We start from the raw sequence: 5632 nt of genomic DNA on the forward strand, positions 1-5632 counted from the left end.
GATGAACCTCGTTAATCATTTTTTTTGCAGCCATCCAATAATTATACCGGTGGGCCGCTACTACAAAAGAGGATTTTTCTCACTATCTTCTGTCGAGTCGTGGAAAGATCTTGCAGTGAAATGCAAGATGCATACCAAAACATAAACACAAGATAATACATCATCTAATTAGTGAGTTAGACAATGCCACCAACAGTGAGTTGTAGCAAATTAACGAGGAAATGGGCGATACGACTCTCATATGTATTCAAAAAACCACTTTTAATCTTAGCATAACTAAGGACAATAATTAATTGACAAAAGTAACCAACACCAAGATAACGCTATAATTATAAGTTTTATAGATATTTCATAAGCATAACTATCTAATTTTTTTATAAAAAAATAATACTATGAGGAACTATAATTTTTTACAACAAAACTGGCATGGTATCTTTCACGAAAGGCAAAAAATACCAGTGTTACAATGTCCTGATTAGCGCAAATCTTCCGCAAGTCGTAGTTTGTGTCCTGGAACCTTCCCGGATCTGAACGTAGCGGCTACGAGGCACTTGAACATTCCCGGGAGATCAAACCGTCGGTTAAAGCGGTATTGAAACTCGCCCAGATAACGGTGAGCATATTTTTCAAAGTCAAAAGCATGGTACGTCCCGGGAATGGCATTCTTCAGGTTGCCAAGTATTGTAATTAACGGTGGCAACATCAAAACACCCTTCAAGAACTCTTTAGCCATCTCAGCAAATCAACCACTGATATTTATGCTCATTTCAGCAAAAGTCACTTGCAGAAAGAGACGAGTAGAGTTAAAAATAAACTGTTTAATTACAATTTAGAAATGATAAACTAACCACAAAATGCGCCCCAAAGCAGTCACTGTTACAGGTTGAACAACATTCCAACAGCAAGTAACTCAAAAAATACTTCAAAAAAACTTACTTCGCCGACGTAGCTCAGTGGTAGAGCAACTGATTCGTAATCAGTAGGTCGCAGGTTCAACTCCCGTCGTCGGCTCCAGTAGTATCAAGGGCTTCGAGGTTTTCTTCGAAGCCCTTTTTTCATGCCCTGCGCACCACCGCCTACCACATCCCTTCCGGTGCCTTTTTTTCACCTTTCAAGCCCAAAAGCATTCCCCACCGGCCAAAGTGAAAAAATATATCTTGTTATACCGCGTCTTACCTTTTCCCACCAGTGATCGCCGAAATAATTTTGCTGTCCCCACCCATCACCCGTTCAGCCGACCGCCCGATCATCCACACTGAACATACCCCACCCCACACCATCCAAAAATCTGATGGCAAGGCCAACGCCGGCAACTGCTCTTTGGTGAACCAGGCAACAATCGGGAAAATAACATGCACCAAGGCAATAAAGGTAAGCCCTGCATAGACGATCGTCGGCCTGGCCCTCTTGGTGTAGTCGTCACCCTGGCTCATCTCGGCCTTGATCACTTCGGCCCGCAGAGAGTCCCTGACTACCTCTCGCTGCTCCATAGACTCAATCAAGCCAACCTGGGCCTTGGCCCGTTCCTCTTCCGTCATCTGCTTGGGCCAGAACCGATCCATAATACCCGATGCAAAATCAGCGATACTCCCGATACCTGTCAAATCCATATCACACCTCCAGCTCAAAATGCGGCATGTCCATAAACCGATCGTCATGCAGGTTGTTGTTTCGATTGAAATCGCCACCCCATCGAATCTTTATCCCCTTGATCAAGGCAATGCCCTTGATGATTCCGGCCAGAAAAATAAACGACTGCACGTCCTTCCATTGAATCGCTCCATCTCGGTAAGGGGCAAGGTCAACAGCCTTCGCTAGGCCAGGGGGCTCCACGTTATGCTTACTTGCCGGATAATGCAGCTTGCTCTTGCCCTCGGCCACCGCCTTCTCCTGCTCCTCCCGTCCGCGCCGACCACAGACAACTGTAAAGTCAATCTCTCTGATCGCCTCATTCACCACAGACTGGATGTCCGGGTGACAAGTCGCTAACACCTCTTTGGATCGTGTTCCTAATGCTGGCATGTTATGTCCTCCTTATTCAGATCAGGATTAGTCGTCGGATCCCCATCGCTGATCCGTCCTGCTGTCAACCGCTCCAAATGCTCGGGGCAGGCACCAACAACCTCACCATGGTTTTTCCATCGCGATTCTCTGACTTCTGCAGCGGTGATCATCACCTTCCGTCCACACAGAGGAGCAATACACGTTGTCTCTACCCTCCGCTCCTCCTCGTCCCGACGGCCAAGGAGCCAAGCCAATATGCCGCTACCCATCACTGATGCCCTCCAAATTTCAAAGACACCCCGGCAGCGAACAAGCTCAATCCACCGAGGACAATAAAAATGGCCACCGCCTTGAGGATCCCCCATTTGGTGTTGTTCAAGCGATCCAAAAACTCGATGGCCGACTCACACATCCGATGATGGCGCTCATGCTCATCAGGTGATATGTGTGCAAAACGGCACGGGTGCTGCGGGTTTAACTTATTGACGGTGCGGGTAGAAACCTCTTCGAGGAGGAGCTCAAGCTGATCATCTTTCTTTCTCCGGTTTCGTCCGGTGTATTCTGTTGCTGCTGTCATTGGCATTACTCCTTCCTGTCGAGACAGGTGGTCATCTATCAGAAATTAACCCCACTGATAATGCTAATGGCTAACGAGCTCTCCGCCGCCACCAGGATCGTTGACGTGTTGCTGTTGAACGTCGTGGCTGTCGCCCCAAATACCTTCACCTGGAGAAAATCACCCGCCGACATCGATACGGGAAAACCTGGGAAGACTATGCTGCCCAACGCCCCCTGATTGTTCTTCTCGAAATGAATATAGGACCGCGTGCCTACGATCTCAGTCCCGTTGACCCACAAAGAGGACCGGCAGTTCAAACGGCTGCTCGAATCGTTGTTGATCGATAACGAGCCCGACACACTGGACACCACCCCAGCCCCTTGAACTCGTAGCTTGGTGTTGTCAGCAGGATCGATATAATACAGCTGTGGGACACCAGGAAACCCATTCTCCCAAGCACTAAGAGGATTCCATGCGGGCATAATCACCCCGCTTGGGTTGAGGTTGTAATTTGCTTGAGGCCCTACCTGTAGCAATCTCGGCCTGATCCATTCCGAACGATCGATTCGCACTAAACTGCCCGATGCGGTTCGATACTTCACAAGACCATCGCTATCATCAAAATAGAGCCGCACGTATTGCTCAGGTGGTGCATCTGGCGGGGCATTGGTGGCAAACCCCGCCAAGTCAACCGTACCCGCTGGTCCGTTCCCTCCACTGACAACCACAGGAAGTATGACCCCGCTGTCATCAATGGCTTTCAGTCCTCCACCGACATCATCCCAGAACAGACGAACCTTTCCAGGCGGTGCTTGGCCTGGTGCCTGTCCGGGATGAATAATTATTGAACTCGCTACTGGAGACATTTTGTCTATCCTTAAATGATTAGGATGGCACCCTCATCCAGCTCATAGGTTGCGTCATCATCAAGAGACACATAGCCCGCTCCGGTCAGGTCATGGATCTCATAGGGGTATGCCACTTGGGTTTCGCCTACCTCAATCATATATTTGGGGTTGTACCGGACTAAGTCACGCACCATCCGAGTGTCGGCATCACACCCCTGCAACTTGCCATCTTGAGTGATTGCCCCAACAGCGGTGGACAATTGGCCAATCCCGATAGAAAAAATCTTTCTGGTGGTCCCGGCCAGGCACTTGAATACTGACATTAGCTCAAGGCATCAGTAAGGTAGGTAACGAGGACTGTCCCGGCTCCAGTCGATGGCGTATTTGAGATAATGAGCTTGACGTGGCCCTCGGTATCTGAGTCAACCGTCATGTCCACCGGCTCAGAATCGTAGATACCTACTGTGGCTGGATCGTTCTCATTGGTGGCTTGAATTGTCAGTTCGCTGACAACACCATCCACTACGATCTGTATTCCTGCCGAGTTGTCATAAGCACTGGTGATGTTGGTCGACACCGACATAATCTTTGAGCCTGCCGGTATCGAGGTCGAAGATGACTTACTGGCAGCTGTATCGAGGGCAAGCTCGATGACATGTGGATAACCGATAGATTGTGGGATACCATCGCCCTTGAGTGTCCAGGTGTAAGGCGCAGCAGCGGAATGCGCTACGTACAAGCCGTTGGCGGACAAGGATACTGTACCGGTTATTGCGCTGCCGGTGGTGATAGTCATACCGATAAAGGTCTTGATCGCCACCAAGGCGGTGCCACTATCATAATAGACCTGGCCGGCGGTGTAGGATCCACCAGAGGTATGACAAAAACCGTAGGTCCCTGTGTTGGATCCTCCCGATGGAGCAGTTGCTCCATCAAAAGAAAATTGCATCAACGGACTCTGGTCCCGCAAATCTTGCCAGTTAACGGCATGCGCGGGCACTGATCCAGAGGCCTGTTTAATGGACATGTTTTGATGAGCGGAGTCGGCCGCGTTCCGGATGGCCAGTCCATCACTCTGGTTCTTGATCTGGTTGCCGCTTGGCCCGCCGATCTGAAACAGAGACCCCATGATGCCCTTGATTGTCTTGAAAATGTTTGCCATGTCCTTTCTCCTCTATGTGAAAGAAATTGTTACCTTGGCCCTTCCCGCGACAAACGGTCCCCCACCGCTAAAAAACGCCTGAAACGTCGGCGTGCCCTCATACTCATAGTTTGCTGTCTTCTCATACATCCCAATCACCTGCAGGCAATTCTCACTCTCCGTAAGCAAGATTCCCTGTGACACCATGGTTCCAACAGTCATGCCCACCCCGGCATCAAACCCTTCCTCGACCTCGACAATGACGCTCAGCACCTTCCGGTTAGCAATGGCACCTCCGATGGCAATCGGTCCGGGCAAGGCGCTTTGGGTAAACATCATGGCGATATTACTTGGCCCGCTATCTTCACCCTTAGGCCCAACCGGTCCTGGCTCACCAACTCGTACAACAACGACCCGCTTTTCATGGGCATCAACCCCGATGTGCGCCGGTGAGGTGATGACCGCTTCGACAGGCTGCTCCCGAACGATAATCGGTTGCCTCCTGACAACACCGGCATTGACAACCACTGCTGCCTTCTGCTTGATGACGATGGCAGGCACTACTTCACCGTGACGCTCGGCTCAAGGATCACCGAACCCTTGATGTAATACTCATCCAAGCCCAAAGGATTCGTGAGCAGCACGTCATAGTGACATCGCTTTCGACGCGTCACAGTAGAGATTGCCGCCGTTGCCACTTCATCCAAGGAGAGCTTGAACTGCCCCGTGACAACATCGATCACGGCAACAACAAAGTTGGCCACTAACGGAGCCGACAAACGTTGCTTGGTCCTGATCTGCGATTGTATTGTCCACCCGGTAATGTCGAAGCCCAGGGTGAACTCTTCCTCGAAATCCCCGCCAAGCTTGATGGTGATGTCATATTCGCTGGTGATAATCGCCATAACGCTACCCCTGGTGCATGCGCAAAAAAAAAAGCCCGATTCCCCCACCTTGGCCAAAAATATGGCCTTGTGGTTGAATCGGGCTTATAAACGTCCGGCTGTGCCGGGTTAAAGAGCGGTCCGATCTGCTACTATTTATTACATTCTAAATGCTTGTTTCTATTATTGCAACAGG

General features: G+C 50.0%; 9 protein-coding genes, 1 tRNA gene and 1 pseudogene. 1 reads left to right on the forward strand and 10 read right to left on the reverse strand.

The features are described 5' to 3' along the window. Positions 1-475 precede the first annotated feature (475 nt). Positions 476-685: pseudogene (locus FP815_11065) on the reverse strand (transposase). A 254-nt stretch (positions 686-939) separates the two neighbouring features. On the opposite strand from FP815_11065, the gene FP815_11070 reads away from it, so the two are divergent. Then, a tRNA-Thr gene (locus FP815_11070) sits at positions 940-1014 on the forward strand. A gap of 158 nt (positions 1015-1172) precedes the next feature. Here the strand turns inward: FP815_11070 and FP815_11075 are convergent. The 9 genes from FP815_11075 to FP815_11115 are packed head-to-tail and all read right to left on the reverse strand — an operon-like array spanning position 1173 to position 5457. Continuing rightward, on the reverse strand, positions 1173-1658 hold the full coding sequence (locus FP815_11075; protein MBA3015474.1) for a hypothetical protein: 486 nt from the start codon (positions 1656-1658) through the stop codon (positions 1173-1175). Beyond that, positions 1612-2022: a M15 family metallopeptidase gene (locus FP815_11080; GenBank protein ID MBA3015475.1), complete on the reverse strand. Its 411-nt coding sequence runs from the start codon at positions 2020-2022 to the stop codon at positions 1612-1614. The genes FP815_11075 and FP815_11080 overlap by 47 nt, the downstream gene beginning before the upstream one ends. Then, on the reverse strand, positions 2010-2273 hold the full coding sequence (locus tag FP815_11085) for a hypothetical protein (protein ID MBA3015476.1): 264 nt from the start codon (positions 2271-2273) through the stop codon (positions 2010-2012). Before FP815_11085 ends, FP815_11080 begins: the two co-directional genes overlap by 13 nt. Further along, on the reverse strand, positions 2273-2581 hold the full coding sequence (locus FP815_11090; protein ID MBA3015477.1) for a hypothetical protein: 309 nt from the start codon (positions 2579-2581) through the stop codon (positions 2273-2275). The genes FP815_11085 and FP815_11090 overlap by 1 nt, the downstream gene beginning before the upstream one ends. Positions 2582-2619: 38 nt before the next feature. Then, a complete protein-coding gene (locus FP815_11095; protein ID MBA3015478.1) occupies positions 2620-3429 on the reverse strand; it encodes a hypothetical protein in 810 nt (269 codons plus the stop codon). 11 nt (positions 3430-3440) lie between these two features. Beyond that, a complete protein-coding gene (locus tag FP815_11100; protein MBA3015479.1) occupies positions 3441-3734 on the reverse strand; it encodes a hypothetical protein in 294 nt (97 codons plus the stop codon). Next, the gene (locus FP815_11105) at positions 3734-4573 is read right to left on the reverse strand and encodes a hypothetical protein (GenBank protein ID MBA3015480.1); all 840 of its coding nucleotides are present in this window, start codon (positions 4571-4573) and stop codon (positions 3734-3736) included. Before FP815_11105 ends, FP815_11100 begins: the two co-directional genes overlap by 1 nt. Positions 4574-4585: 12 nt before the next feature. Beyond that, on the reverse strand, positions 4586-5113 hold the full coding sequence (locus FP815_11110) for a hypothetical protein (GenBank protein MBA3015481.1): 528 nt from the start codon (positions 5111-5113) through the stop codon (positions 4586-4588). Continuing rightward, positions 5113-5457, reverse strand: a complete 345-nt coding sequence (locus tag FP815_11115) for a hypothetical protein (GenBank protein MBA3015482.1) — start codon at positions 5455-5457, stop codon at positions 5113-5115. Before FP815_11115 ends, FP815_11110 begins: the two co-directional genes overlap by 1 nt. Positions 5458-5632: the final 175 nt, after the last annotated feature.

This window comes from Desulfobulbaceae bacterium (assembly GCA_013792005.1).
Classification (GTDB): domain Bacteria; phylum Desulfobacterota; class Desulfobulbia; order Desulfobulbales; family VMSU01; genus VMSU01.

Coding starts and splice junctions, on each gene's coding strand:
- FP815_11080 (MBA3015475.1), bottom strand. CDS start 2,022: ATGCCAGCATTAGGAACACGATCCAAAGAGGTGTTAGCGACTTGTCAC.
- FP815_11090 (MBA3015477.1), bottom strand. CDS start 2,581: ATGACAGCAGCAACAGAATACACCGGACGAAACCGGAGAAAGAAAGAT.
- FP815_11100 (MBA3015479.1), bottom strand. CDS start 3,734: ATGTCAGTATTCAAGTGCCTGGCCGGGACCACCAGAAAGATTTTTTCT.
- FP815_11105 (MBA3015480.1), bottom strand. CDS start 4,573: ATGGCAAACATTTTCAAGACAATCAAGGGCATCATGGGGTCTCTGTTT.
- FP815_11095 (MBA3015478.1), bottom strand. CDS start 3,429: ATGTCTCCAGTAGCGAGTTCAATAATTATTCATCCCGGACAGGCACCA.
- FP815_11075 (MBA3015474.1), bottom strand. CDS start 1,658: ATGACGATCGGTTTATGGACATGCCGCATTTTGAGCTGGAGGTGTGAT.
- FP815_11115 (MBA3015482.1), bottom strand. CDS start 5,457: ATGGCGATTATCACCAGCGAATATGACATCACCATCAAGCTTGGCGGG.
- FP815_11085 (MBA3015476.1), bottom strand. CDS start 2,273: ATGGGTAGCGGCATATTGGCTTGGCTCCTTGGCCGTCGGGACGAGGAG.